Source organism: Aquirufa beregesia (assembly GCF_011090385.1).
Classification (GTDB): Bacteria; Bacteroidota; Bacteroidia; order Cytophagales; family Spirosomataceae; genus Aquirufa; species Aquirufa beregesia.
Genome location: NZ_SEWW01000021.1, coordinates 1 through 1,334, shown reverse-complemented (window position 1 = coordinate 1,334; position 1,334 = coordinate 1). Strand labels below are relative to the sequence as shown.

The 1,334-nt window shown below is 36.4% G+C and carries 1 protein-coding gene; it reads left to right on the top strand.

Features of this window, described 5'->3' with window-relative positions; translation table 11 throughout:
• The first annotated feature begins 87 nt into the window (after positions 1 to 87).
• Positions 88 to 1,260: an IS4 family transposase gene (locus EWU23_RS13695; RefSeq protein WP_166233175.1), complete on the top strand. Its 1,173-nt coding sequence runs from the start codon at positions 88 to 90 to the stop codon at positions 1,258 to 1,260.
• Positions 1,261 to 1,334 lie beyond the last annotated feature (74 nt).

The following is a 1,334-nucleotide window of genomic DNA, read 5'->3' as shown; positions in this document are numbered from 1 at the left end:
CAATAGCGTCCTAAACGATTAAAAAAGGAAGAGAAGTTTTTTAACTCAATTAACTTTGAGGTGCACAAAAAAACTAACCCTCTTCCCATGGCAAACATAAGTTTATTTTCTCAAATTATCTCCAAACTTGACCGAGGTAAATTCACTCAATTAGTAAGTAAAAAACAGACTGACAAACACAATAAAGGCTTTGACAGCTGGACGCATTTAGTGTCCATGCTTTTTTGTCAGTTTGCCAAGAGTACCTCGGTTCGAGATATTAGTAATGGTCTACGTTCTGCCACAGGAAATTTAAATCACTTGGGTATTCAAAAGGCTCCATCCAAGTCCTCGGTTAGCTACCAGAACAAAAATCGGGATCACAACTTATTCAAGGAATACTATTTCAGTCTGTTGGAAAGTCTAGGACAGCTTAGTCAGTTTAAACGAGTTAAGTTTAGAATTAAATCGAAGATCTTTCTTTTGGACTCGACGACCATAAGCCTTTGTCTTTCTTTATTTGACTGGGCTAAATACAAGACTGCCAAAGGAGCCGTAAAAATGCATACGCTGCTTGACTATGAGGGCCAGCTTCCTGTTTACGTGAATATTACCGATGGTAAGACTGCTGACAACAAAGGAGCTGTTGATATTCCTCTACAAAAAGGAAGCGTGATTGTTGCGGATCGTTTTTACAATGATTTCAACTTACTGAATGCTTGGGATAGTAATCAGGTATTCTTTGTGATTCGACATAAACACAACTTAAATTACCTGACAATAAAAGAAAATAAGTTACCTGAAAATAGCTGTGAGCATATACTTATCGATGAAATCATCGAGTTAAAAGGGCTTGTATCAAAAGGGAAGTATCACAAGAAATTTCGTAGAGTGGCCATTTGGGATGAAAAGAACCAACAAACCATTGAGCTAATCACCAACCAAATGTCTTGGACAGCAAACACCATCAGTGAGCTGTATAAGAGTCGATGGCAAATAGAAATCTTCTTTAGAGAGATTAAAAACCTGTTACATATTAAGAGTTTCATAGGAACAACAAAAAATGCAGTTATGATACAAATATGGACAGCACTGATTACTATTTTGATGTTAAAAGCCCTGAAAGCAATGGCTAAATATGGCTGGCATTTATCCAACTTGGTCGCATTTATTCGGCTGAATATTTTCGTGAAAATAGACCTACATATTTGGCTTGATAAACCCTTTGGTGAACCCCCAAAAGAACCAAACGATAAATATGTACAGGGGTTACTTTTTTAAAAACAATAAAATACCTCCAATTTCATAGCAATCAAGTAGTTTTACGGAAATCAAAAACGTTTAGGACAGTATTG